General features: G+C 44.5%; 23 protein-coding genes, 1 tRNA gene and 3 pseudogenes. 15 read left to right on the plus strand and 12 right to left on the minus strand.

Annotated features, from left to right (window positions below; all coding sequences use genetic code 11):
- The first annotated feature begins 80 nt into the window (after window positions 1-80).
- Complete coding sequence (thyD, locus tag ACT7WV_RS15940) at window positions 81-992, plus strand: thylakoid membrane protein ThyD (RefSeq protein ID WP_445103819.1); 912 nt, start codon at window positions 81-83, stop codon at window positions 990-992.
- A 144-nt stretch (window positions 993-1,136) separates the two neighbouring features.
- Here thyD and murA read toward each other — a convergent pair whose 3' ends face one another.
- The gene (gene murA, locus ACT7WV_RS15945; protein WP_445105669.1) at window positions 1,137-2,528 is read right to left on the minus strand and encodes a UDP-N-acetylglucosamine 1-carboxyvinyltransferase; all 1,392 of its coding nucleotides are present in this window, start codon (window positions 2,526-2,528) and stop codon (window positions 1,137-1,139) included.
- Between the two features lie 224 nt (window positions 2,529-2,752).
- On the opposite strand from murA, the gene ACT7WV_RS15950 reads away from it, so the two are divergent.
- Window positions 2,753-2,836, plus strand: a tRNA-Leu gene (locus tag ACT7WV_RS15950).
- A 111-nt stretch (window positions 2,837-2,947) separates the two neighbouring features.
- A pseudogene (locus ACT7WV_RS25865) lies at window positions 2,948-3,084 on the plus strand (RNA-guided endonuclease TnpB family protein); the annotation flags it as partial.
- A gap of 74 nt (window positions 3,085-3,158) precedes the next feature.
- Here ACT7WV_RS25865 and tnpA read toward each other — a convergent pair.
- The gene (tnpA, locus tag ACT7WV_RS15955) at window positions 3,159-3,572 is read right to left on the minus strand and encodes an IS200/IS605 family transposase (RefSeq protein WP_445105670.1); all 414 of its coding nucleotides are present in this window, start codon (window positions 3,570-3,572) and stop codon (window positions 3,159-3,161) included.
- Between the two features lie 53 nt (window positions 3,573-3,625).
- Here tnpA and ACT7WV_RS15960 point away from each other — a divergent pair, with 53 nt between their 5' ends.
- The gene (locus ACT7WV_RS15960; protein WP_445103582.1) at window positions 3,626-4,873 is read left to right on the plus strand and encodes an RNA-guided endonuclease InsQ/TnpB family protein; all 1,248 of its coding nucleotides are present in this window, start codon (window positions 3,626-3,628) and stop codon (window positions 4,871-4,873) included.
- Window positions 4,874-4,938: 65 nt separating this feature from the next.
- Here the strand turns inward: ACT7WV_RS15960 and ACT7WV_RS15965 are convergent.
- Window positions 4,939-6,175, minus strand: a pseudogene (locus ACT7WV_RS15965) (IS701 family transposase).
- Window positions 6,176-6,256: 81 nt separating this feature from the next.
- Window positions 6,257-6,415, minus strand: a complete 159-nt coding sequence (locus ACT7WV_RS15970) for a hypothetical protein (protein WP_445103820.1) — start codon at window positions 6,413-6,415, stop codon at window positions 6,257-6,259.
- Between the two features lie 34 nt (window positions 6,416-6,449).
- Between ACT7WV_RS15970 and ACT7WV_RS15975 the strand changes: the two genes are divergently transcribed.
- The 5 genes from ACT7WV_RS15975 to ACT7WV_RS15995 all read left to right on the plus strand — a co-directional run bounded on the left by ACT7WV_RS15975 (window position 6,450) and on the right by ACT7WV_RS15995 (window position 12,927).
- Window positions 6,450-7,253, plus strand: coding sequence for a TrmH family RNA methyltransferase (locus ACT7WV_RS15975; protein ID WP_445103821.1), 804 nt, complete (start codon window positions 6,450-6,452; stop codon window positions 7,251-7,253).
- Window positions 7,254-7,522: 269 nt separating this feature from the next.
- The gene (lpdA, locus tag ACT7WV_RS15980; RefSeq protein ID WP_445103822.1) at window positions 7,523-8,983 is read left to right on the plus strand and encodes a dihydrolipoyl dehydrogenase; all 1,461 of its coding nucleotides are present in this window, start codon (window positions 7,523-7,525) and stop codon (window positions 8,981-8,983) included.
- A gap of 631 nt (window positions 8,984-9,614) precedes the next feature.
- Window positions 9,615-10,499: an indole-3-glycerol phosphate synthase TrpC gene (gene trpC, locus ACT7WV_RS15985; protein WP_445103823.1), complete on the plus strand. Its 885-nt coding sequence runs from the start codon at window positions 9,615-9,617 to the stop codon at window positions 10,497-10,499.
- Window positions 10,500-10,999: 500 nt separating this feature from the next.
- Entirely contained in the window at window positions 11,000-11,287 is a 288-nt protein-coding gene (locus ACT7WV_RS15990) for a DUF5340 domain-containing protein (protein WP_445103824.1), read from the plus strand.
- Window positions 11,288-11,772: 485 nt separating this feature from the next.
- Window positions 11,773-12,927 carry a pyridoxal-phosphate-dependent aminotransferase family protein gene (locus ACT7WV_RS15995; protein ID WP_445103825.1) on the plus strand — a complete coding sequence of 385 codons (1,155 nt, stop codon included), beginning with the start codon at window positions 11,773-11,775 and terminating at the stop codon, window positions 12,925-12,927.
- A 457-nt stretch (window positions 12,928-13,384) separates the two neighbouring features.
- Here ACT7WV_RS15995 and ACT7WV_RS16000 read toward each other — a convergent pair whose 3' ends face one another.
- From ACT7WV_RS16000 to ACT7WV_RS16015, 4 genes and pseudogenes are all read right to left on the minus strand, one after another.
- The gene (locus ACT7WV_RS16000) at window positions 13,385-13,576 is read right to left on the minus strand and encodes a DUF2949 domain-containing protein (protein ID WP_445103826.1); all 192 of its coding nucleotides are present in this window, start codon (window positions 13,574-13,576) and stop codon (window positions 13,385-13,387) included.
- Window positions 13,577-14,192: 616 nt separating this feature from the next.
- Window positions 14,193-14,765, minus strand: a complete 573-nt coding sequence (locus tag ACT7WV_RS16005) for a DUF192 domain-containing protein (RefSeq protein WP_445103827.1) — start codon at window positions 14,763-14,765, stop codon at window positions 14,193-14,195.
- A 56-nt stretch (window positions 14,766-14,821) separates the two neighbouring features.
- On the minus strand, window positions 14,822-15,517 hold the full coding sequence (nblR, locus tag ACT7WV_RS16010) for a response regulator transcription factor NblR (protein ID WP_445103828.1): 696 nt from the start codon (window positions 15,515-15,517) through the stop codon (window positions 14,822-14,824).
- Between the two features lie 122 nt (window positions 15,518-15,639).
- Window positions 15,640-15,741 (minus strand): annotated as a pseudogene (locus tag ACT7WV_RS16015) (transposase); the annotation flags it as partial.
- Between the two features lie 191 nt (window positions 15,742-15,932).
- On the opposite strand from ACT7WV_RS16015, the gene ACT7WV_RS16020 reads away from it, so the two are divergent.
- The 5 genes from ACT7WV_RS16020 to ACT7WV_RS16040 all read left to right on the plus strand — a co-directional run bounded on the left by ACT7WV_RS16020 (window position 15,933) and on the right by ACT7WV_RS16040 (window position 20,170).
- Window positions 15,933-16,148 carry a hypothetical protein gene (locus ACT7WV_RS16020; protein WP_445103830.1) on the plus strand — a complete coding sequence of 72 codons (216 nt, stop codon included), beginning with the start codon at window positions 15,933-15,935 and terminating at the stop codon, window positions 16,146-16,148.
- Window positions 16,149-16,378: 230 nt separating this feature from the next.
- Window positions 16,379-17,335, plus strand: a complete 957-nt coding sequence (locus tag ACT7WV_RS16025) for a hypothetical protein (protein ID WP_445103831.1) — start codon at window positions 16,379-16,381, stop codon at window positions 17,333-17,335.
- Between the two features lie 232 nt (window positions 17,336-17,567).
- Complete coding sequence (locus tag ACT7WV_RS16030) at window positions 17,568-18,995, plus strand: MotA/TolQ/ExbB proton channel family protein (protein WP_445103832.1); 1,428 nt, start codon at window positions 17,568-17,570, stop codon at window positions 18,993-18,995.
- 6 nt (window positions 18,996-19,001) lie between these two features.
- Window positions 19,002-19,475, plus strand: a complete 474-nt coding sequence (locus tag ACT7WV_RS16035) for a hypothetical protein (RefSeq protein ID WP_445103833.1) — start codon at window positions 19,002-19,004, stop codon at window positions 19,473-19,475.
- Window positions 19,472-20,170 carry a hypothetical protein gene (locus tag ACT7WV_RS16040; RefSeq protein WP_445103834.1) on the plus strand — a complete coding sequence of 233 codons (699 nt, stop codon included), beginning with the start codon at window positions 19,472-19,474 and terminating at the stop codon, window positions 20,168-20,170. The genes ACT7WV_RS16035 and ACT7WV_RS16040 overlap by 4 nt, the downstream gene beginning before the upstream one ends.
- 131 nt (window positions 20,171-20,301) lie before the next feature.
- Here ACT7WV_RS16040 and ACT7WV_RS16045 read toward each other — a convergent pair whose 3' ends face one another.
- The 4 genes from ACT7WV_RS16045 to petM all read right to left on the minus strand — a co-directional run bounded on the left by ACT7WV_RS16045 (window position 20,302) and on the right by petM (window position 23,666).
- Window positions 20,302-20,901 carry a DedA family protein gene (locus ACT7WV_RS16045; RefSeq protein WP_463424264.1) on the minus strand — a complete coding sequence of 200 codons (600 nt, stop codon included), beginning with the start codon at window positions 20,899-20,901 and terminating at the stop codon, window positions 20,302-20,304.
- A gap of 164 nt (window positions 20,902-21,065) precedes the next feature.
- The gene (locus tag ACT7WV_RS16050) at window positions 21,066-21,983 is read right to left on the minus strand and encodes an NAD(+) kinase (protein ID WP_445103836.1); all 918 of its coding nucleotides are present in this window, start codon (window positions 21,981-21,983) and stop codon (window positions 21,066-21,068) included.
- Between the two features lie 304 nt (window positions 21,984-22,287).
- Window positions 22,288-23,265 (minus strand): SDR family oxidoreductase, encoded by a 978-nt coding sequence (locus ACT7WV_RS16055; protein WP_445103837.1) that lies wholly within the window; start codon window positions 23,263-23,265, stop codon window positions 22,288-22,290.
- Between the two features lie 290 nt (window positions 23,266-23,555).
- Window positions 23,556-23,666, minus strand: coding sequence for a cytochrome b6-f complex subunit PetM (gene petM / locus ACT7WV_RS16060; RefSeq protein WP_445103838.1), 111 nt, complete (start codon window positions 23,664-23,666; stop codon window positions 23,556-23,558).
- Between the two features lie 345 nt (window positions 23,667-24,011).
- On the opposite strand from petM, the gene pdxA reads away from it, so the two are divergent.
- Complete coding sequence (pdxA, locus tag ACT7WV_RS16065) at window positions 24,012-25,109, plus strand: 4-hydroxythreonine-4-phosphate dehydrogenase PdxA (protein ID WP_445103839.1); 1,098 nt, start codon at window positions 24,012-24,014, stop codon at window positions 25,107-25,109.
- The last annotated feature ends 76 nt before the right edge of the window (window positions 25,110-25,185 follow it).

Raw genomic sequence — 25,185 nt, forward strand, 5'->3', positions numbered from 1 at the left:
TAGATGAATAGCTATGCTGAAGCTAAGGGTATAGCTGACAGCAAAATAGAAAAACCCACAGGGAGTAGCAAAGATTAAAGATGAAAGTAGCAATTACTGGTGCAACGGGATTTGTTGGTAGCCGTCTTGTGCAAAAACTACTCTCACAAGGACATCAGCCACTGATTTTTACTCGTAACCGGGCTACGGCTGCTCGTATCTTCCCCAACGTGGAGATTGTGACTTATTCTCCCAAAGAATCGGGTGACTGGCAAAAAGCGATCGCGGGTTGCGATAGTGTCGTCAATCTCGCGGGAGCTCCCATTGCAGAGAGTCGCTGGACACCAGAACGCAAGCAAGAAATTTTTGAAAGTCGCCAGGTGGGTACGCAAAAAATTGTCGAAGCTATTACTCAAGCTAACCCTAAGCCAAGGGTGTTGGTTAATGCTTCGGCTATTGGTTACTACGGCACTAGCGAAACTGCCACTTTTGATGAAACCAGTCCTGCTGGTGATGATTTTCTTGCAGAAGTTTGTCAGACCTGGGAAGCTGAAGCCGAGCAAGTCAAAAATGCTGGTGTTAGGCTGGTAATTCTACGTTTCGGTATTGTGTTGGGGGATGGAGGCGCACTAGCGAAAATGATACCTCCATTCAAGTTGTTTGCCGGTGGTCCGATTGGCACTGGTCGTCAATGGTTCTCCTGGATTCACCGGGATGACCTGGTAAACTTGATTATTGAAGCCCTTACTCGCCAAGAGATTGAGGGCGTACTTAATGCCACAGCACCGAACCCGGTTCTGATGTCAGAAATGTGTCAAACTCTTGGGGAAATTCTCCATCGCCCCTCTTGGTTACCGGTTCCTAGTTTTGCTTTAGAAACCCTACTGGGAGAAGGAGCCAAGGTAGTCTTAGAAGGTCAGCAAGTAATACCTAAAAGGACTACAAGCTACAAGTTTGACTACCAATATCCAACTGTGAGAAAAGCTCTCTCAGAAATCCTGGTTTCTAGTTAGCTTAACTAGGTCTAAACCGTAACTAAAGCGCTCCACTGCACAAATATACTTATACTGGCCGAGAAGACAATCAACCGCTCTAAGTGAGCGGTACTCATTACTCGGCAGACATCTTTTTTGCCTAAAAGAGGGGAGCGCTGAAAATTACTTAGGTAAAACTTGGTCGTGGTCTTGAACCTGGACAGTTTCCTCTACTTCTTCCTCATCCTGTACTCTTTGTAATTTTGCTCCCAACTGCTGTAGTTTCGCTTCCAGATTTTCGTAACCCCTGTCTAAATGATGTAGTCCGCGAATTGCTGTTTTTCCCTCTGCTGCCAGTCCTGCCAGTACTAGCGCCGCAGATGCCCGTAAGTCTGTTGCTAAGACAGGGGCACCGGATAGAATAGGGACTCCCCGAATTACGGCATTATTGCCTTTAACACGAATATCTGCGCCCATACGATTCAATTCGGCGACGTGACGTAGGCGATTTTCAAACACCGTTTCAGTGATAATGCAGTCTCCTTCACTCTGCGCTAACAAGGCCATAAACGGGGCCTGCATATCTGTAGGGAAACCCGGATAAGGAGAGGTTTCAATATCTGTTGCCCGTAGGGTATCAGGAACAATGCGTAAGCAGTTAGGTTCCTCGACAATCACCTGAGTACCAATCTCTCGCAGCTTAGCAATCACAGCAGTAAGATGGTATGGCACTACTGGCGAAAGAGTAATTTCCGAGTTGGTGATTGCCCCAGCCACCAAAAATGTTCCTGTTTCTATTCGGTCAGGAATGATTGAATAGTCCACTGAGTGCAAGCTGGGGACGCCGGAAATAATGATGGTATTTGTGCCAGCACCACGAATTTTGGCTCCCATGGCTCTACAAAAATTAGCCAAATCTACAACTTCTGGCTCTTGGGCAGCATTTTCAATGGTGGTTTCTCCCTCAGCTAAGGTCGCTGCCATGATTAGGGTTTCTGTCGCACCGACACTGGGAAAGTCTAGGTAAATTTTTGCCCCTTTTAATTTTCTGCCACCACTACCGCTCACATAGGCGTGGACAACACCATGGTCGATTTGCACTTCGGCACCCATGGCTTGTAAGCCTCGGACATGGAGGTCAACAGGTCTGGCACCTATAGCACAACCACCTGGTAGAGGTACTCTCGCCACTCCCAATCGTGTCAGCAATGGACCAATCACAAAAAAGCTGGCTCTTAGCTGGCTGACTAACTCATAGGGTGCTTGTGAATCGTCAGGGGTGCGAGCATCGATTTCGAGGTTATCACCCTGGCGTTTGATTTTAATCCCCAGAACCGAGAGAATTTGGCTCATTCTCTCGATGTCTAACAGGGAGGGTACGTTGCGCAGTAGGCAATCTTCCGGGCAAAGTAAAGCACCCGCCATAATCGCCAAGGCGGAATTTTTGGCTCCGCTAATTTTGACGTGCCCGCTCAGGGAAGCTCTACCCCAAACATGTAGCACTGATTTGTCTTCGGCGGGCACAGAGTTGGTATCTATCAGGCTCAGAGATTGATTGATGGGTCTATCCTCCAGAATCAGCGCAATCCTTTGCGTTTTTTAAAATTTGGTTTCGATTCTACCCGAAAGATGGAAAATGTCCAGGTTAACTGTCTAGCTTCCTGTTATACCAATCTTGCATTACCCATGATTGCTTTGTTTACAATAGTATCCTGAGTACCATCTCCAGGCAAAAAAATAGTTGACGAATGGCGTCGATTGCCGCATGATTATAAGTCGCGGCAGTAATTGCCAAACAAGCGGAACTGGCGGAATTGGTAGACGCGCTAGATTCAGGTTCTAGTGTTCGCAAGGACTTCCGGGTTCAAGTCCCGGGTTCCGCATTTGATTAGTAAAAGTTAGCTACCATGGCAATCCAACTCAGAGGAAAATGGGTAGCAGATTCTAACCTACCTATCTCGCTGTATATTTGATTAAGTAGCGAAACAGCCTTGGTGTACCTGACCCAAAACAACCAAGTCCGAGAACTGAATAAGTCGGAATTCTTGGCTTTGAGGGAGTTGTGTCGGCTGAGTAAGAACCTCTACAATCTAGGGCTTTACTACGTCAGTACTTCTTTCAGGAACATAAACCCTGCACTATAAATTGAACAATTAGCGCGGCAGTCCCCATTCTCAGCGAAGCGGAATGGGGAAGGATAGCGCGTCAGGGGCTCTGTTGATTCTGGATATATTTTTTGAGAGTTTCAATAGGCGCACCTCCACAGGAGGCAACATAATAAGAATTAGACCAAAAGGAAACTTTACCCCAGTAATGTTGTTGTACCTCTTCGGGAAATTCTTTCTTGAGCATCCTTGCCGTGGAACTTTTTAGACTGCCAGCAACAGCAGAGATTGAGTTTTTAGGATGGAAGTCCAACAAAATATGTACATGATCAGGTTCCCCATTAAACTCGATTAATTCGCAGAACATTTTATTTGCCACTTGCTTGACCATCTCTTGCAAACGGTCAAGCATTTTTGCGGTAAGTACTTTACGTCGATAGTGAGTGACAAACACAAAGTGTAGTCGCACACTAAAGATACTATGAGAGCCTTTTCCTACTCTGCATCTTGACAGGGTGTACCCGTTAAACTACACTCGTCAGCATACCAGACAAGTCAAGCAAGGCGATGGCGACTAAGCGCATTACTTTTAGACTTTATCCCACAAAAGAAGTAGCTAATAAGATGCATTCTTGGCGCCAGCTTCACTGTGCTTTATACAATGCTTGTGTTGAGCATCGTAGAACTTCTTATCAAAGGTTCAATAAGTCGGTTGGTTACTACGACCAACAGGATTGTTTGCCTGAATTTAAGAAGTGTTGGATAGAGTACAAAGAGCTTGGTAGTCACGCATTGCAAGATACCGTTAAACGTGTTGATTTCGCTTTCCGGAGGTTTTTTAAGCTCAAGTCAGGATATCCAAGGTTTAAAGCTAGTCGTCGTTATAAAGGCTGGACTTATCCTTGTAAGTCAGGGTGGAGTGCCTGTACCAATGGCAAAAATGGTTATCTAAAAATATCTAACCTTGGCAAGCTCAAAATGCGTGGTCAAGCAAGAGATTGGGGTACACCAAAAACTTGCACAATCCTGTTTAAACAAGGCAAGTGGTACGCTTCAATCACTGTTGATTGTGTTCCGACAAGATATCAAACAGGTACTGGAGCTATCGGTTTGGACTTCGGGACTCATCATGCTATTGCTGATTCTAATGGTGGTTTGGTAAACAACCCTCGATTTGTTAAAGTAGCTCAAGCAAAAATCAACAAGATAGCCAAGACTAGTCGCCGCAAGCGTTCACCTAACTTCAAAAAGAAAGTTAAGGCTTCACGACGTTGGAAGAAGACAAATAAAGCTATAGCCAAAATACAGGCTAAGGTAGCAAGACAAAGACAAGATTGGCAACACAAAGTCTCTACACAAATAGCAAGCGGTAATAGCCTGGTAGCGACGGAAAAGCTCAATCTTAAAGGGATGACTCGCAAGGCAAAAGCAGGAAGTAAAAGAAGGCGGCAAAAATCAGGACTTAATCGGTCTTTGCTTGATGTTGGTATTGGGAACCTCAAAGATTTAATCAAGTATAAAGTCTCCGAGGCTGGAGGTTTTTATATTGAGGTTCCTACTCAAAAAGTTAAGCCTTCTCAAACCTGTCCCAATTGCGGTCATCAAAGAAAGAAAACATTAGCAGAACGAGTACATCATTGCGAAAAATGCAACTATCAATGTGATCGTGATATCGCGGCAGCAATGGTTATGCTTCAATATGCAAGGGGGCAGGAACTGTCCTCTTCAGGCGTAGATGAGTCCACCTCTGTTGATTGCGGAAGCTTTAAGCAAGTTGCTCAAGTGAAGCGTCAGAAACGTACAGCTCAGCAATAGCGGCTGTACGTAGTTCATGATAGTAGATCTAACATTTAAATTAATTAGTGGGACTTAGACAGATTTCAAGCCCAAACAAAGCCCAAAGCAGCTTTGTGAGCAAAGAATACGTCCCGATTGTGGTTCAACCACTCCATAAAACGGAAAGACATCTGTCCGAAACGCCTCTAATGCTTCAGTAAAGGTGTTTAAAGGTTTCGATGCCCAACGCCGTCTTAATCCTCCGGTTAAAGTGTGCCATAAAATAAATGTATAGGCACAAAACACAAGCATGAAATGTCTTATCAGGCTTCTATAATCTCTGACTTGATATTCAGATAAACCCAACCAGCCTTTGGCTTCCCGATAGAAAACTTCTACCCAATTTCTTTGAGAGTAGGTAGTTACTATCCAATCGGCTGTGGCTTTTGTTGATTCAACATTGGTAATAAAATAGTCAACATCACTAGCTTGGTCGAAGGTTGAGGCATTCATGACGATAGCAATTGTTCTCTTTCCTTCAAGCTGTGAGAGTTCAACTTCTACAGGAGCCACCCAAACGGTTTTCAGTTTATCTAGATTGATTTGAACAGGGGTAAAATCTTTTGGCGACAAGGATTCGGCTAACTTATCTAGGCGAATCTCTTCTCGTTGACTTATCCCTATTTCAATTATCACCTTACGGTTTTTGGCTAATCCTCCTATATACTTGAGTTTCCTTTTTTCCAGTTCCAGCAAAAACGTTGTGTTATTTCCATACCCAGCATCAATTAATACGATACCCGGTCGATATCCTCTGTTCATGCTGCGGTCAATTAATGCTAAGCCTAACTCCGGCTTTTTCTGGAATTCAATATCTTTTTTCCTTCAGCTAAAGAACTAGCGTGTTGAGATAACTCTATATCTAACGGTAGGCTTTTTTTCCCATCATATAGATGAGTTGTTACCACTACTATTCCGTTGTCTGTCTTCCCGATTTCTCCAATGTACTGTCGTCCTACTCCCGCCGTGAAATTGCCACTTTTCCTATGTCCTGAGTCATCTACAATTAACGTGAATCCTCTACTTATTCGGGTTGGGCTACACTGATTCATCACCAGTAGACGCCGCTCATTTACCTGTTGAGCATTCCAGGGGGCTTCCGTTAAAAAATGATGTAATCGGTGGTAAGTCACTCCCACCGTTATTATCCATTTGAGACAGGTTTTTTCCTTCACTTTCCCCTAATAATCCCCCAATATAGTTCCTAAACTCCCTTTTTTGCGCTTGATGTCTCCAGACATCATCAAAGCGTTTGCACCATCTATCGAAGCAAGGAGGCATGGCGGCGGGGGTTGTCTCTTTCCTGTCTTACACTCTAATGTCAAATGGCTGCCATGCCTAAATTATACCTTTATTAACTCTTTATTTTCGTTTAAGTCCCGTTAGAGACAAATCTGGAGAAGCACCGATTTCTCCCACTTCCGAACATCCTCTTAGAATCTCCTGTGCTTGACGCAGGGGAGGCTCAATCCGGTTTTCGCCGTAGTGATTTTTGATAAGTTGGTGGTTTAGGTGCAACAATGCCAAGCTGCACCCAAAAGTGAGAAAACTCCCAATGCTTACTAGTAATCAGAATCCCCTAGTCAAGGAAATTAGGAAGCTACATAGTTCCAAGGGGCGGCGGCAGCAGCAACTCTTACTGTTGGAAGGAACACACCTATTGGAAGAAGCTTGTGCTGCAAATTACCCGTTAGTCACTATCTGCGGCACGCCAGAATGGGTCCAAGAACATCAACAACTTTGGCTAGATGCTGCTTCTCGCTGTCAGAGGGTGGAGGTAGTAAGTACCTCGGTACTCAAAGTAATAGCAACAACAGTTCAACCTGACGGTGTTGTGGCAACAGCTAAACGGATCCTCACTACCCCAGATAGTCAACCGCAGGAGGGGCAATTGCTCACTTCCGTAGGTCTAGCTTTAGAAACGGTACAAGATCCGGGCAACCTTGGTACGATAATTAGAACTGCTGCTGCCGCTGGTGCCGAGCGTTTGTGGCTGAGTACTGATAGTGTTGACTTAGATAATCCCAAGGTACTGCGAGCCTCCGCAGGTCAGTGGTTCCGGTTTCCTGTTGCAGTTAGCCCCGATTTGACAGACCTAGTTTGCCAATGTCAAGCTCAAGGTATACAAGTGGTGGCAACAGTACCTGATGCTACGTCCAGTTACTGGGATGTGGACTTGCAACCTGCTACCTTAGTCCTGCTGGGAAATGAGGCAATAGGATTAAAAGCAGACTTGATCGCTAAAGCAGACCAGCAAGTTAATATTCCTTTGGCACCGGGCGTGGAATCTTTGAATGTAGCGGTCGCTGCTGCTTTAATTTTATATGAAGCTCAGCGTCAACGCCAACATGCGGGTTGAAAACTATAGCAGGTTCTCAAATTGCAGGTTACAACTTATCTTAGGCGCATTAGAACCTTGCCCTAGGTTCCTAGTTAGACTGAAAGAAAACTTGCAATTAGCGATTCTGGAAAAGTTTTAAGCATCAACCGGAGAAGATTTAACTCTCAACCAACCTTACTTGACTATTACTTGAGCGGGACTTGCGATCCTTAATGGAAATTGATCGAGTTGAGAATGAATAGGGCAGTGCGTATTTGTTGAGATGGATGTGAGTCAGGAGATCAGATGTGAGTCAAGAATTTGATTACGATTTGGTGATTATTGGTGCTGGTGTCGGTGGACATGGTGCTGCCTTGCATGCAGTTAGCTGCGGCTTGAAGACTGCAATCATTGAAGCATCTGAGATGGGCGGCACCTGCGTTAATCGGGGCTGCATTCCCTCCAAAGCCTTACTGGCAGCCTCAGGTAGGGTGAGGGAGTTACGCAACGCCCACCACCTCAAGTCCCTAGGTATTCAAGTGGGCAGCGTTGATTTTGACCGACAAGCGATCGCCGATCATGCTAGCAATCTTGTGGCTAAGATTCGCGGCGATCTAACTAACAGTCTCAAACGTCTAAGCGTTGATATTATTCAGGGATGGGGCAGAGTAGCAGGACAACAAAAAGTAGTAATTGCTACAGATGATGGGGAAAAAGTTGTCACAGCAAAAGATATTATCCTGTCCACTGGTTCTGTTCCTTTTGTCCCGCCAGGAATTGAGATTGATGGCAAAACCGTCTTCACCAGCGACGATGCCTTGAAGCTGGACTGGCTACCACAATGGGTGGCAATTATTGGTAGTGGTTACATTGGTCTGGAGTTTGCCGATGTCTACACGGCGTTGGGTTCTGAAATCACCATGATTGAAGCCCTAGACCGACTCATGCCAACCTTCGACCCGGATATTGCAAAATTGGCTACGCGGGTGCTGATCAATCCCCGCGATATTGAGACTCATGCGGGTGTTTTCGCCACGAAAGTAATTCCTGGTAGCCCAGTAGTCATTGAGCTGACTGATGCCAAAACGAAAGAAGTGGTGGACGTTCTAGAGGTAGACGCTTGCCTAGTAGCAACTGGCAGAATTCCTGCTACCAAAGATTTAGGCTTAGAGGCTTTAGGAATCGATACAGATAGGCGGGGTTTTATTACCGTCGATGACAGGATGGCAGTAGTCTGGGAAGGCGAACCCGTGCCGCACTTGTGGGCAATTGGTGACGCTACGGGTCAGTTGATGCTGGCTCACGCTGCCTCTGCTCAAGGGATTGCGGCAGTAGAGAATATTTGTGGTCGTCACCGCAGCATGGACTATCGTAGTATCCCAGCAGCGGCCTTCACTCACCCAGAAATTAGCTACGTGGGATTGACAGAGCCAGCAGCCAAGGAATTGGGTGCCAAAGAAGGGTTTGAAGTAGCCTCGGAGCGTTCCTACTTTAAAGGCAATTCTAAGGCAATTGCCGAAGGTGAGGCAGATGGTATTGCTAAAGTGATCTACCGCCAAGATACAGGCGAACTTCTCGGTGTCCATATCCTTGGTCTCCATGCTTCGGATATGATCCACGAGGCATCTCAAGCAATTGCAGGACGAGAGTCTGTCAACACCCTTGCTTATTTAGTCCATGCCCATCCTACTTTGTCAGAAGTACTGGACGAAGCCTATAAAAGAGCCATGAACAGTTCTGAACAAGGGGTGAAGACAGCTTTGCACTAATCAGAAACTGAACCGAAGAGAGAGAATGGGGCTTAAAACCCCCATTTTAAGGATGAGGGACTCTTAAAAAGCTTTGCTAAAAAAACACAAGAAGGAGCAGTGTATCCAAATCTAGCCAAGTCGATGACTCTGTTAATTTTCTTTCCCGATTGTTGTTTGGTGGGTAATCCCTAGAGGAAAATCAACCCAGCTAAAACTAAGACAAAAAAAAGTTGTCACTCTCTGCCTAATTTATTTTTGCTTTCTTTAGCTGTTTCGGCAAGAAGCCCCGCCCCATAATCCCTGATTTGGGGTCGGGATGAATTGCCAGTGAAATTTGGTAAAATTGTTCATGTAGGTTAAGAAAATCAAGTGCTAACCGCCGCCTACAAATTGAACCTAGACAACTGAAAGTATGGGGTTTTACCAGGAATTGTGCATACATCGCATAGCCTCTTGTATCTAAAACTTTCAAGGAATGTAGGTAGAGCTAGAAATTTCTCTACTCCTTCTCCGGTGGGGCAGCACGGGGAAGTAAAACTAAGCTCAGGAAATGTTGCCAATGGCGAAGTCACTGAGAAGCCAGCGCTGTAATCTTTGATTCAGCGACTGGAGCTGTCACCAAAGTCAAACTGTTACTAGCCTCCAACAGATGCAAATTCGCAGACGCCAACCCAGTCCAGCTATTGACCTCGACATACTTCGCTATCAAGTGCCTATCCCGGATGCTGAACCGCGCAATATCCTTGAAGAAATTGTCTGGCACAAAGAGAAGGAAATTGACCAGATGCGCGAGAGCACTCCCTTAGCAGAGTTGCGTAAGCGGGTGCAAACAGTACCTCCTCCCCGCAACTTCACAGAAGCTCTGGTTAAGGGTAAAACTAATCCTGCCCTAATTGCTGAAGTAAAAAAAGCATCTCCTAGTAAGGGCGTCATCTGCTCCAATTTTGACCCAGTGGCAATTGCCAAATCTTACAGCCAAGGAGGAGCTAGTGCCATATCAGTACTGACCGATCAAAAATTTTTCCAAGGTAGTCCAGAGTTTCTGGCGCAAGTTCGCAGTGCTGTTGATTTGCCAGTTTTATGGAAGGATTTTGTTATCTATCCCTATCAAATCTATCTAGCTCGCAGCTACGGAGCAGATGCGGTGTTGCTGATTGCTGCACTGCTGTCTGCTCAAGATCTCCAGTACTTTGTCAAAATTGCCAATGCTCTATCCATTACGCCCTTAATTGAAGTTCACACCTCCTCAGAGCTAGAGAAGGTTTTATCTTTAAATGGAGTTACCCTAGTAGGTATCAATAATCGTAACCTGGAAGACTTCTCCGTTGACCTACAAACTACCTGCCAACTAATGGCAGAATGGGGCAAGGAGCTAGAAGAAAGAGGCATCTTCATTGTTAGTGAATCAGGTTTGCATACAAGTACAGATCTAAAAGTGGTCTCATCTGCAGGTGTTACTGCTGTTCTCATCGGTGAATCATTGGTAAAACAACCCGACCCCGCCGCTGCAATTACTAGTTTATTTACTAGTTAATCACCTGCTAGCTAGGCAAAACGCCAATTTTGACCGCGCTGCAATACATTTTTCTAAGTACTATGACAATGACCCGTAAACGGGTAACCAACTATTTACATATTCGGCAACTGGGCTTAGGCTGGTTTCCAGGTCTACCGCTTTTGCCAGGTAAAAGTGTGGTGAGTGTTTACTTTCCTAGAGTACGTGCGCTTTGGGCCTTGAGCCTCCCTCTAGAAGAGTGCAGTCCTTGTTTACAGGTAATTGGGGAGAACTATAAGCTATCTCTTGTTTACTTACTTGCGGTGATAGAGTCTACTTACTGTTTTCAAATACCCCCATCATATTAATGATTCTCAATAGAGCCAAGCAATTTTTAAAGCATTTGTTAAGGTTAAACTGCACAGCTAATTTTCTTGAAGAGATGTGATCAAAGATTTAACCAACATGCCCTAGCGCATGATGCAGTTGCATTTGCTCAAGCGATCGCCGATTCGTCCATTTGAGGAAAACCAGGTTTCATGGAGCCAATACCCCTTCCGTCTTATGTCCACTACGAACTTCTTCTTCAACTTCTAGAACGCCAAACTTCTTTTGCAGTAGGTCAAAAACCGGTAGTGCGAGAGCAAGTTCAGGAATTGATTATTACTCTTCGTAAAGCTTTAGCCCAGCAGAAGCATCTAGAACAAAGTTGCCAGCAGGCTAACCTACCCATAGAATATCGCTGGTCTCTCAACAAGGTCAGTTTTGAGAAAGAAGATCCGCGAGATGTTTTTCCCTTGGTTCCTAAACCCGAAGTTGGTAACTAATAGCAATCAGCGTGGGTATAAGTCAGCTTCTCGTAAATAATCGATATCCTAACTACTTAGAAAATAAAATCAGCAATCAAGGGTCTAAGCTGAGGAGTCAGAATTTCTTCTGACTCCTAATTTTTGGCGAAATTTTAGGCATACTTAATTTCACTCAATAACTTACAGCAATTTCCGTTGAAGTGAGGTGCCTGTAGTTTTTTCCCCACTCCCTAAAATTAGGGCTTTGCACCTTATCAATTGGAAAAATGCTATCAAGCACGACTTACCAGGGTGAAAATTCTCCGATGTTGGTCAATTACAACATTAGTAGATCTTTGCTGGGGAAAGTTGTGCCATCCTGGATTAACGTGAGTTCGATGAAAAAGTGCCTAGAACAGAATAATGGGGCTTTCAGGCATGAGTAGTTAGGAAACATCAATGGTTTTAAACCTCCGTCAAACTCACATTAGATTATGCGCATCGAGAAGATAAAGGACAAAGAAATGGACGATAAGCTGATGTTGATGATTCCCGGTCCAACGCCAGTACCCGAAAAAGTATTACTTGCTTTGGCAAAGCACCCCATCGGGCATCGTAGCGGAGAATTTAGCTCGATCATGGCAGAGGTCACCCAAAACCTCAAATGGCTACACCAGACTAAGAACGACGTTTTGACTTTAACGGTTAGTGGAACTGGTGCAATGGAAGCTGGTATTATTAACTTCCTAAGTCCTGGCGACCGTGTTCTGGTAGGATGCAATGGTAAATTTGGCGATCGCTGGGCTTTAATGAGTGCTGCTTTTGGTTTGGCAGTTGAGAAAATTACTGCTGAGTGGGGTAAACCTCTAGACACTGAACAGTTTCGAGAAAAGCTTGTTGCCGATACTAACAAGCAAATCAAAGCAGTGATCATCACCCACTCGGAAACCTCTACCGGTGTCCTCAATGATTTAGAAACTATCAATCGTCATGTCAAAGAACATGGCACAGCACTGATGATAGTTGACGCCGTGACTAGCTTGGGTGCAGTTAATCTGCCCGTGGATGCCTGGGGTCTTGATGTTGTTGCCTCAGGTTCCCAAAAGGGCTACATGGTTCCTCCAGGACTAGGGTTTGTTGCTGTCAGCCCTAAAGCCTGGGAAGCCTATCAAACGGCAAAACTACCACGTTTCTATCTGGATTTAGGTTCCTACAAAAAAGCTGCCGCGAAAAATAGCAATCCCTTTACTCCACCAGTTAACTTGGTGATTGCGCTGCAAGTGGCACTAGGTATGATGCAAGCTGAAGGTTTAGATTCCATCTTCTGCCGTCACCAGCGCTTAACTAGGGCGACTCGCGAAGCCGCTAAAGCGCTTGGCTTACCCCTATTTGCTCCCGATGAGGCTGCTAGTCCAGCTGTCACCTCCGTAGCGCCAGTGTCTGTTGAAGCAGAACAAATCCGCGCCATTATGAAAAAGCGCTTCGACATTGCTTTGGCCGGGGGACAAGACCACTTAAAAGGCAAAATTTTCCGCATTGGTCACTTAGGCTTCGTTAGCGATCGCGATATTCTCACCGCTATTGGCTCTCTTGAAGCCACTCTGCGCGAGTTGGGAGATGAATCCCTAGCCCAGGGGGCTGGCGTTGCTGCTGCTGCTAGGGTCTTTGCTGAATCCTGATCGGCGGTCATTTTAGTTACTAGTGCTTTCATTACTCTCTAACAATTTTTGTTTTAAGAGAGAGTGAAAGCCCTTTTTTATGAATTTTTTCAGGATAAATTTGCAGGATACTAATCAAGCAATTTAGTAATCTCCTGTTGATAGAGATTTTTGCTTCAATGTAATACACTAATCTTGCTTTAGCGAAGAGAAAGACTTTTTAGAAATAAAAATGTATTACAAGCAATTATGAACCCCGTTAATAATCTGAGATTATTTGCTGACACGCTCAGAAATAACTGAGAAAAACCTGAAAGAAAGCTAACAAAAGAGCGAGTGACTTAGTAGCTCGCTCTTTTTCCTATTGGGGTAAACTCTACATGAAAAAACGACATGAGAACCTGCCTGGTGGTTGGGTTAATCGAAAGGCTTAAATACTGGGATATTATTACTTGTCAGTTTCTTGCCTAGTTCGGTATTAGACCGTTTCCAGCCAGTCATAAATTCGTTCTAATTGTTCAATTGTTACCAAACCGTATTGCCAGAGGATCATTGGTAAAGGGCCTGGATCTTGTTCTCGGTGCCTTTGGGCGACGTCGATCGAATCTGTAGAAATCGCTAAATCTTCTTGCAGAAAGCGAATAAATTTAGAATAGTTGGCTGGTGCCATAGTGCTTTTCACCTCCTTAAGTCCGCTCCATTTTGGAATTTGTAATTTTCCCCATTGATCAGTAGTAGTCACTTTTCTATCTGTCCACCGTTTAGCTATGTATATTTTGGGGGTGGAGACGCTTGCTACCTGTGTCGCAAATCACTTTTGATCTGCGATTTATATCAGCTTAGTCTTGCAGTCACAAGTATGACTGGTAGGGATTCCCGCCAGATAAATTCTAGCTATCTGCCTTGTTGACTAAGTCAGAGCAATAAAGCCAGGTTTTGCTTAACTGGTTGGGAAAATCTTGGCTGGGAGTTTCCCAACTAGTTTGCTTAATTCTTTGACTCGAGCGCTTTAGTTAAAGCCATCTTTAAATTCAAAGACTTACGGCAAGAAGTATGCTGCTAGTTACCCACATCTCACACCACAACCTAGCGTTTCATTGCTAGCTTTTTCCTAGCTGCACACTCTCTGGTATTTGCTCGGTATTTTTACTAAGCACAGGCAGTCACTCAACCGTTAAGAATATCCGGATTTTCAACTAGTGAGATCTGCCTGAAGAAAGATTACCTTAATTTCGTGACGATACCACAAAATCTTAAGTGGAATTTGCAATAGTTATCATAATAAGTTAAGAACTAGGCGGAGTTGGTGAGATGGTTTCCGTCTCTAGGAACTGGACACTGAGCTTTTGACCTACTTCTAAGCCTAGTTCAGCTGCCCGTCCTCCTCGCAGTTCAATCACTTGGTCAACTGGCACCTGGGGGTTGTAGGTAGGACATTGAGGTGTGACACAGGGGGGGACATTGGAAGCGATCGCTTTTACCTCTCCATCCCGCAGAAAAATCATGTCGAGTGGGATTTTCACATTCTTCATCCAAAAGCCTACTGGCTGTGCTGGCTCGAAGGGAAACAACATCCCTTGGTTAGGTGCCAAAGATGTCCGGTACATCAACCCTATTTGCCGTTGCTGGGGTGTTTGTGCTACTTCTAGCAAAATCTGCTGATCCGCTATATTCACCTGAGCAGAAATTGGGAGCATTTGACCTAAATCCTCGGGAGAAGAAGAGACTGTTGAGGAAGATAACAGCATTTTGTCTGATTGCAACGGTGTATCCTCCATCACCTTAGCTGGCACATAGCTGGCACAGCCCATCAGTAGAACACTCAGCGTCAGAGGCAATAAACTGAATTGAAGACTCATGGATGAACTTATGGTTGAGATTTTTGCCAAGTGTAACAGGGCTTTAGCTGGAGGTTCTATGACTCACGTAATACGTAGCCAACACCACGCACTGTTTGAATGAGGCGCTTTTTGCCCTCATCTTCTATCTTGAGACGTAAATAGCGAATATACACTTCAATCACGTTTGACTCTCCCACAAAGTCGTAACCCCAAACATTTTCCAAAATTTGCTCGCGGGTAAGGACTTCGCGAGGATGCATCATCATATATTTGAGCAATTGAAATTCTTTAACTGTTAGGTCAATCACCTTACCACCGCGTATTGCTCTGCGGGTACTTAAATCTAGCAGTAAATCGCCAAACCTGAGCTGTTCTGCTACACCCGGTTCTGGCTCTAAATAGAAGCGCACCATCTGCAAAAATGTTTCTGTGCGATAAGGCTTGAGAATATAATCATCAGCCCCAGACTCTAGACAAGCTACTCGATCCTCAACCGTTTCACGAGCCATAAGCAGAAGTAGCGGTACACGAGATCCTGCACTTCTCAGCCGAGCGCACAATTTTAGACCAGAGTCTCCTGAGAGTGCTCTATCTACGACTACCATTGCTGGCTGGAGTTCCATAGCTTGATGCCAAGCATTACTAGTATCAGTAGCAACCACAGGATAATAGCCAGCTTCTCTCAAATCCAAACTCATTCGCGCGGCAAAAGTCTCGTCGGTTTCTACGATCAGGACACAAGGATTATGATCCAAGGTAGTAGATTGCATAGGTGGAGATTACATTACAGGCTGGTTATTATAAAGGATTTATTCACCCTTTTTTTAGCAAGTTTTACTAGTATTGACCAAGAAAACGGGATACAAGCTCCGCCCTTCTAAGACGGCTTTTCTTAGTTCTTAATATACCGAATTAGCACTTCAATCGGTGCGCTACCAACAGATACGGCAAAATAGCGAGGACTCCACAGGGCTGTTTTACCGTGTAGTTTCTTTAAAGTCGGCTTGCTCTCAAGGGGTGACAAACAAGCTGCTTACTGAACCTCAAGCATGATCAGCGCCTTAAGAGAATCAATATTTTTGGGTTTCCGAAGTTGAGCAACTCTTTACTGAAGTAAAAGATACAGGCAATTGCTTCGGTTTTCTGCAAAATCTAATCAAGTCTCTCAAAGGCAAGGTGTACAGGATGAATCAGGAAAGTAGCGCCGTGGTCTTTTTAGCGGTTTTCTTGGAACTGCTAAATTTTCTAGAATTTCTAACCTCACCCGTCGGGTTGACGATAATCTTTGGCTTGGGATTGTTCTGGAGTTGCGAGTACCTACTAGGATTAGAGTTAGTAGTTGCAGCTACTATTGCTGGAGTAGCTAGTACTCAGCTTTATTACTGGCTGATCTGGGAATAGAGTTTACTAAGTAATAAGTAATAATACTCAGTCTTTTTCTCAATCATTCGTAGAGACCAAGGGATTCGCATCTGTACACATTGAGCCAAAACCTATTATCTCTCACCGTATACCCTACGGTCATGCTCCGTAAACTCTGTTCCCCGCTAGATCTCTGGGTTAATCGCAAGTATATCTGCTAGATGTATCCTGCATAAAGGAATATTAGCTAAAAGATAGGAGCTGAAGCAGTGAGCCAGCATATCTCCGAATTGCTTGATAACCTACCAAGCAGCAATATTACAGTTTACATGCTGCGATCGCTAGATTTTATTGTTCCCGGCGAGTGGCAAAACTTGACAGGTTTTGAAAATAATATTCGCAGTGTGACAGGTGTCACAGACAAAGACCAAATTAAGGAAATTGGCAAAAGAGCGATCGCTCTTTACAATGACCCCTCTCAGGTATATCAAAAAACTTTATGGCTTTACCAAACTATTGACCGTGCCGATAGTGCCATTGGTGCAGCAGCATTGGCTAACAAAATTGGTGAAAAAATCAGTTTTCTGGGTTTTTTAAACCAGCTTACTCCTAAGGCTGATACGGTACAAACTATTGATTTATGCCTAAAAGTGGTAGTGGAGTTAGTGGCTTTTTGCCGACTACACGGTCTTCCCACTAGTATTGAAGCCTTTAGAGCTTCCTTAGCTAATTATCACAATGATTCGGTGATGCGGATGGCGGCTTTGGTAGCTGTAGATGGTTTAATTCCTCTAGGCCCTAATTTTATCATCAAAGCCCAGACAATTATTAGCCAGCTCAATGCTCCAGAATTAGAAAAAAATGCCACATTTCAGAGTATCAGCAGTGCCATTCCTGGAGAGAATACTGCCGGAAAACTAGGCTTTATTAATCAAAGTTTTGCCTCAGTTAAAAGTTGGATGAGTAATTTGGTGACATCTCGTGGATTAACCCCTGAAAAATTGGTGGCACACTTGCAAGAGTATGTGAATGTTGCTGATGACAAATTAGATTATCTCGCTGCTTTCTTAGACATGTCCACCAATTACTATGAACATACTGGCATTCAAACCGTGGCTCGCAGTTTAATTTTACGAGCTGCGGAAGATGTACAAGCTCAAGATTTGGGCAAAAAGAAAAAGAAAAAGGATAAAAAAGAAAAGGGCAAAAAAAAGCCTAAAGATTAGGCAAGAGTTTGATTGGTTAAGCTTTGTGGTCTAAAAAGCGGTGCTTTGGTTCAAGCAGAAGATTTGCGATCGCACTCCTAATCCAGCCTCCTACTCAAAGGGTAAACCCTCCTCCATCTACTATTAAAGATAGAGATTTAGGGAGAGCAATCGCAATATAAAGGTCAGCCACGCCCAGATTGCCTAGAATATTGAGGGACTATTGCCTGACCTAGATAATAGATTAATCTTCATGCCGAGAACACTTAGCACCCAGTCCTTGTCAAAGTCTCGTCGATCAGAACGCCAAGAGTTGGATATTCAGTTACCCCTTGTCTTGGCGATTGCTTTGGGACTGGTAGCAATTATCTATGGTGTTTTATTTCCCCTGCGTACATCCACCCTTGGTGTCTTGCTCTACGACAGGGGGTTTACTCAGTATGCAGTCATGTTACTAGCCTGCATAGTGGTAACCTTCACTTTGCTCAAATTTATCAAACTGCAAGCAGAGTTTCCCAACCTCCGCCAAGGCTGCATTCCCCGCGATATTACTTTAGAAGACCCAAACTCACCCCAACTTGGCAGACTTTATGAATATCTTTCCATTTCTAGTAGCTTGGTTGCCATCCGTTGTAGCCGCGTAATTGCCGCTTATATGTATTCGGGAAGTCGTAAGGCAGCGACAGAATTAGCTCTAGATGATTCTTCATTTTATCAAGCCGCTTCAGATTCCTCCTATTCTTTCCCCAGAATCCTAGTGTGGGCAATTCCCCTTCTGGGATTTATTGGTACAGTGATCGGAATTAGTGGTGCTGTTACTGGTTTTTCTGGTTTCTTGGAAGACGCGGGGAACATCGATCAGATTAAGGAAGGTATTGGGAACGTTACTACAGGATTAGCCGTCGCTTTTGACACAACGTTGTTGGCTTTATTACTGAGTGTTTTAGTGATGATTCCCTTAGTATTCGTTGAACGTGTAGAGGCACGACTGTTGCTATCAATTGACGTCTACATTAACGACAGGCTATTGCCTCAATTTAGGGATACTTCTGAGAAGTTGGATGAAACTGCCCTGCAAAGGGTTGTTGATCAAGCGATTAAGGAAAATTTGCCGACTCCCAAAGCCTTAATTCAACCAGCCGAGGAATATGCCAAACAAGCTGCTGCCCGACTTGCTGAAGGCTTCCTTACTGAAGTAGGCAAAGTGCAGCAGACCACAGCAACGCTAATTGAGCAATTTGGGGCAATGAATCAATTAGCTTCCCAAGATCGCCAGGAGTTCAGGGCTTCTTTAGAACAGCAACAGCAAACAAGTGTAATGGCGTTTACTAATCTGCTTAGTGAACTGCGAGCTACCAACCGGCAGTTATCGGAAGAAATCCAAAGTGGTAATTCTGCTGTAGCGAAGGGTTTATTTGGTCAAGCAGAACAAATAGCTCATCAATTAGAGCAAGCTGCTGCTGCCTTGCAAGACCGCGTTGCCGCCTTGGAGAAACATTCTGCTCAGGTATCGGAGATTGCTCAACTTCAACAAACTTTAGAGCAGACTCTGAGTTCTTTAGAAAAATCAGCACAGCTAGAGCAGCTTCTCACTAGAGTACAGGAAAATTTAGCACAGCTCAAGCCTGTACTCGAACAATTGAGTAAGCCTCGCCGTATCACCCTTGTAGAAAGGGAATAACTAATCATGCGTAGACGATCTGTTTCACGACGGCCCATCGAAACAGAGCTATTTCCTTTTTTATCCGTACTGGCTTGCACCATCGGCACCTTAATTTTGCTGATTATTGTTGCCTCAAGCCAAGTTTTTGACCGACCGGAAGTTACCATTATTGCCAGAAACGAAGAGGGTCAAAATCAAGCCAAGTCCCCTCGCTATATTGAGTGTCGAGAAGACGGCATTGTCATCTATCCGGGTCAAGAGTTTGTGCCTCAGGCAGATATTGATCAGCCCAATACCGCCCTAGCAGAGTTACTGTCTCAGCTGAGTGCGCGCAGGAATCAAGAGTATTTAATTGTCGCTGTTCGACCCGATGGGATTGAGGTTTTTGAGGAAGTAAGAAACTTGATTGAAAAGGAAGATATTGATATTGGTTTTGAACCAATTGATAAAGGGTGGCAGCTCAAATTACAAGAGACATCGCCGAGAGATTCACCATGAGAAGAAGACGCTATCGTAAGCCTGTTGCCCCTACTCAAAATTTGGACTCCTTTTTAGATATTCTCACTAATACAGTGGGGGTACTCATGTTTATTGGCTTATTTGTCAGCCTCTTGAACGTTGAAACTGATACGATTGTCAGAACTCCTTTGTTGTCGGAAACAAAAAAGATACCCCATTTTTTTGAACTGCGAGACAATGAAGTTATTTATCTTGATAAAGAAACAGTCGATGACAAACTACAAAATTTTAACGAGTCTCTAGCTACTTGCAACCAGCCAGAAGCTCCATCCACTGTCAACCGATTGCTCTACGAATACTATATTGATCAACTAAAAGCCTATAGAACTTGTGTTAATCAACAAGCACAAAGTTTAAGAAACTTTCGCGCTACGACAGGCCACTATAAAGTATTTTTTAATTCCTCTGGGTTAGTCTTCCAAGCTAAAGAAAATGCCCCTGGTGAGTCTATCAAAGAATTAACTGAAAATACTTCAGACTTTCGCAGTATCCTAGAAACCCTAAACCCCGAAACTGACTATCTTGCCTTTCTAGTCAGACCAGATAGCTTTAGTGCCTTTCGACAGGCCCGGGGAATTGCTTGGCAAGAAAACTTTGATGTTGGTTGGGAACCAATGCTGACAGATACTGTAATTGTTTTTGGTTCTGGGGGTAGAGAAATTGGCGTACAGTAGCTATTGTCGTTGCGTGTGCCTATGGTTAATTGAAACTTATCCTCGAACGAAGCGAAGGAATGGTTAATTGAGGCTATAAGTCAGATACAGATGTACGAAGTTCAATTTTCCATTTTCCATTTTCAAACGAGTTATTTCTTTCCTTGGCGTCGCACAATCCAGACAATCAAGGCAACAGCCAGAATAATCCAGACAAATTTGGAGGCGGAACCTACATAACTTGCTACAACCTGATAGTTATTCCCCAACAAGTATCCACTATAAGCTAAAGCACCGACCCAAATTGCTGACCCTAGTGTTGTATAAAACAGAAAAAGACCAAAGTTCATGCGGTTAAAGCCAGCAGGCAGCGAGATTAGGGTGCGGATCCCTGGTACAAAGCGACCAAACAGGACAACTTTGTTGCCGTGCTTACGGAACCATTTCTGCACGTTCTCAATATCCTCGATGGATATTGCCAGCCACTTACCGTATTGGTCAACTAAACGCTTCAAACGCCTTTCAGGCAAACGCCAACCCATGTAGTACCAGGGTAAGGTTCCTAGTACTGTTCCTACTGTTCCTGTTAGAATTACCCAATAAATCTTCAGTGAACCTTGGGTTGCTGTGAATCCAGCAAGGGGCATCACGATCTCTGAGGGAAGCGGGGGAAAAATGTTCTCTAAAAACATCAGCAGCATGATTCCCAAATAGCCTAAAGAATTGACGGTGCTTGTAATCCATTCCAGAATTTGCTCCATGAATTTTGCCTTGTGCAACCCGGAAATTGTTACACACAGTCACGTCACTAACAACGTCCCTTAGACACAATTGATTTTATTTACTAAAAGCAGAGGTGGCGGCTTATCTGTAGTTTTTGAGCAATAAGATCGAAAATCCCTGAAGAAATTGCAAACTAAGGTAATTCCACAGAAGTCGGCTTAGCAATGTGGGGCAAACCCCAACCCAACTTTTCTCGTAAAATGCGGAAAAACTCCGGTGGTTGCAAACGGATAAATCGAGCCGAATAGGGCGATCGCTCAACCCGCACCTGATCCTCTGGCAATACATAACAACCAGCATTGCCATCGACTACCATAACCAGTTGATTGGGAGTTGCAGGAAAAATATTTACTGTCTCAGTCTCTGCAAATACCAAGGCGCGAGATGCCAGGGAATGAGGGCAAATAGGCATCAATTGCAGTACCGGAACTTCGGGCGTGATCACTGCTCCTCCGGCACTCATACAGTAAGCTGTCGAGCCAGTCGGCGTGGCAATAATTACACCATCAGCGGCAATATCCACCGGTGAATGACGCCCAATAGTCACCTCAAAATGGCACATGCAGGTGAGTGGCTCTCGGTGCAGCACCATTTCATTCAAGCACAGTGCTTCCCACCAAATGTGCTCATTCCGCAACACCTTGACTAAGAGCATTGCCCGCTCTTCAATTTTGCATTCTCCTGCCAAGGCTTGCTCTATAGCAGCAGGTAATTGGTTAACATAAGTCTCTGTCAGAAAACCCATGTGACCTGTATTTACTGTCAGTAAAGGAATGCCATAGGGAGCTACCTGGCGAAAAGCTGCCAATACTGTACCATCTCCCCCCAAAACAATTGCCAAAGCCATGTGCTGATCAAAACCATCAGGTGCTAGCTTGTCGATTGGTGTGTGACAAACTGGAGAGTCGGGACGTGAGTAGCCCAGAATCCCTCCAACGCCAGTAGCGACACGGACATCCCAACCAGAGGCACTCAGTGTCTCTTGCAACTCCATGGCAATGCGACGAGCCACAGGTTTGATGTCGTTGTAGATAATCCCTACTTTACGCACGCTTACCAGTCCGGGTTGTGGTTTAACAATCTGGGAAAATTTTAGAGTGATCCTAGTTTTAGATAGGGGTTTTCCCTCACCATACTCAACAAATGTCCATGACTAAAGCTACTTTTGAATAGTCTAAGGTGTAGGCAGCAATAGTAGTTAACTAGCTTTACGGTTGCTCGCGGTAACTTCCTTTAACCGAAGTATCCCAATCCTTTTAGGGATCGGGTTTCTCGGTAGTTTTGCTGCGATTTTTTGGTGACATATCTCAAATCCTCCCAGCCAGCCCCAAAATTTCCTTGAGGTTGGCTAGATTCTAGGATTTAGATTTAAAGGGAGTCTTCTTCTTCTTTTTGGCTTTGCTTTTTTCGTAATCGATTTCCTTTAGCTTCTTCATAATCCGGCTAAAGTATTCTTGCATATATGCTTCTAAGGTGGTGGTCTCCTTCGGATCTAAACCAAAGACTTGGTATACTTCCTCCATTGAGGAATCTAAGGGCTTACCCCCTGCTAATACCTCAGCAAATGCCAGTCGATCAGCAACATTCCAGCCCCACTGAAAGAAGCGCACGATCCGGCGCATCGTTTGCAGCAAGCCAAGCGGTAACCGAGCAATTTTCGCATCTTTGCCAGATAAACGCTCACACAAATTGATGATTTCGTAGGCACCCCAAGCACGAGTACCTACGACAGGGAAGCTTTTGTTTTCTGCTTCTGGAACCTCAAGGGCACGAACGGCGAATTTGGCAATATCGATAGTATCCATGTAGGCAATGGGAGAAGTTTTCCCTGTAACCCAAACTGCCTGATTATCCAAAATCGGAATCGCGTACTGCCCAATTAACCCTTGCATAAATCCACAGGGGCGCAAAATCGTATACTTCAAGCCCGATTCTGCCAGAAAAACCTCTGTACACCGCTTTATTTCCATTAGCGGGACATTAGGAAAGCTCTCTGCATTGAGAATTGAGAAGAAAACAAACCTTTCTACCCCAGCAGCAGCAGCGGCTTGAATTAAGGCGACTTTGCCCTCCCAGTCTACCTGTTTAATCTGCAGAGAGTCTGTCGGCCGTGATGTCGCCGCATCAATAACAGCGCTTATGTCTTCAAAAGCCTTAGGCAGAGTGTCGGGGGCGGTGAGATCACCTTGCACAATTTCGGCACCCCATTCTTTTAAAAAGGCTGCCTTGCGAGGGCTGCGTACCAAACAGCGCACCTGATGACCTTCATCCAGTGCGCGACGAACCACCTGTCTTCCTAAAGTGCCAGTCGCACCGACCACCAACAAGTTCATTAAAAAATTTTAGTAAGGAATCTTAAACTTTCTACAAGATTCTATCAGAAATCTTTCACTTATCCCAAATCGAAAATCAGGGAGTTGCCCAAAGGCGAGCTAATTTCATAACTCGGTAAGCTTGTAGTTCATCTTCAGCAATGCTTCCAGGCTAGTTAACCATGAAAAGACACTGCAAGGATTTAATTAACTGCTGTGGACAGAAAAATCAGTTGACTTTGAAAAGAGTTGTTCTGAATCTGCCACAACAGCTTTACCGAAGATTGCTCAAACCTTCATACAGAGAGTTTTTACGCCTCTTCTTCACCACCCTGGATTTTGAGTAACAAAAAGCCCAAGCCCAAACCCACCAGAATCAGGGTAAAGGACAACACCGCTGCATTAAACATTTCTGGATTCATTGTTTCTAATCTCCTAGAGTGATTCTCAAAAGTGTGGCTAACCCTGACACTGGAGTCCCTATCGCTACCTCAAGCCTAGCTAATCATGACTTAAAAGTATCGGTATTACGACAAATGACCTCAGGGGTATCCAGAGTTATAGGGTACATTTTAGAACACTTAAGATTCACTAGACCTCTGGCAAAAGTCCATCGAAACCCAAAGACAAACTCGATTTTATCTTTGTGCCTCTGTGGTTTCCTCTTCTTGCTGAGGATTTTTGTTAGAAATCTCATCTCCTCCTAGCAGCCATTACTTATGTTTACTTATGTTTGTAGTGGCACATGGTTGCAGGGCAATTAAAAAATGAAGACAGAGAAAACTTTCTTTACAAAAAACCAGAATTCTACGCCCAGACTTCCCCACTTAGCTATAACCTTGGGAGATCCAGCAGGAATTGGCCCGGAGGTGGTTCTCAAAGCATTGGCGGATCCACAACTTACTAATAGTTGTAAAATCACAGTTATTGGTCACAAATTTCTACTACAAACTACCTACACTCAGCTACAGCAACAATCAAAAGCAGGCGAGACTCTAGTAGATCCCAATCTCTTATCAATCCTGGATATTGAGTTAGATTCATCACTGAGCAGTGAAATTACTATCGGTAATGGTAATGCCGCCAGTGGTGCCTCAAGTTTTGCCTATTTGGCAAGGGCAATTACTGGCACTTTAGCAGGTGAATTTGACGGTATTGTCACCGGGCCAATTGCTAAGTCTTTATGGAAGGCTGCTGGACATGAGTATCCTGGTCAAACAGAAGTGCTAGCTCAGTATTCTGGTATCAAGAAATTTGGTATGCTCTTCGTAGCGCGATCCCCTTTCAGCGGTTACTTACTGCGGACACTGCTGGCAACGACACACATTCCCTTGCGTCAAGTAGCAGACACTCTAACACCGGAGTTGATGACAAGAAAACTCGACTTACTCATCGAGTGTTTGCGGGATGATTTTGGCTTAGAAACCCCTCGGATTGCCATTTCTGGGTTAAACCCTCACAGTGGAGAACAGGGTCAATTAGGTGGTGAGGAACAAGATTGGTTAATTCCCTGGCTACAACAAGAACGCCGCAAATATCCTAACGTGCAGTTAGATGGCCCTGTACCACCAGATACCCTTTGGGTTAAGCCGGGTCAAGCTTGGTATAACCCTAACCAGACTGGTGCTCATGACGCTTACCTGGCACTGTACCATGACCAAGGCTTAATCCCCGTAAAACTGATGGCTTTTGACCGAGCGATTAATACTACTATTGGTTTACCTTTTGTGCGCACTTCTCCTGACCATGGCACAGCGTTTGATATTGCAGGGAAGGGTGTTGCTAATGCTACGAGTATGCAAGCGGCGATTGAGTTGGCGGCCCAATTGGTGAGGCATAATACCAATTTCCCAAAAGAGCGTTAAAAATAGTGCTGCTTGAATTGACATACTCCCCCGCTAAATCAAAGATTCTAGCGAAGGTAAAAAGCCTCAGAACGGT

The sequence above is a fragment of the Symploca atlantica LB2515 genome, assembly GCF_052546295.1.